This window comes from Bradyrhizobium sp. CSA112, from assembly GCF_029051645.1.
In the GTDB taxonomy this organism is placed as follows: Bacteria; Pseudomonadota; Alphaproteobacteria; order Rhizobiales; family Xanthobacteraceae; genus Bradyrhizobium.
The window spans coordinates 1-432 of the sequence record NZ_JAACFS010000150.1; the positions used below are offsets into that span (position 1 = coordinate 1).

The following is a 432-nucleotide window of genomic DNA, read 5'->3' on the forward strand; positions in this document are numbered from 1 at the left end:
GTGCAGCGCCAGGCGCTCGTAGGTGCGGGTGGCGCGCGCGAACTGCTCGTCGCAGCGGGCCAGCGAGCGCCGCTGTGCGGCCAGCCGGTCCTGCAGCAGGCTGGCAGGCTCGGCCTTCGCGGGGGCATCCGATGCATCGGCCGCGTCGGGGGACGCTGCTGCATGCGGGTGCGTGCCCTCCTCCGCGGCGGCCTCCTCGGGCAGTTCGCGCACCTCGGGATCGCTGCGTGCCGGCACCCAGCGCACCTGCTGGAGGCCGAGGGACCGGAGGGTGCCGATCTGCTCGGCGGAGGCGATGCGGAAGCTGCTGACCGGAAACGGGTGGTTCATCCACCCGAGGTCGAGCTGGATGTACATGCCCACGCGGAGCCGGGCAACGTCGATGAGAAGGGATGGATTCACAGGATTCGCGATGACGGAAGGCTCGTAACC

The 432-nt window shown here is 71.1% G+C and carries 1 protein-coding gene; it reads right to left on the reverse strand.

The features are described 5' to 3' along the window. The coding region (locus GWE18_RS42080; protein ID WP_275191329.1) for a DUF3391 domain-containing protein at window positions 1-432 on the reverse strand (432 nt) is incomplete at both ends.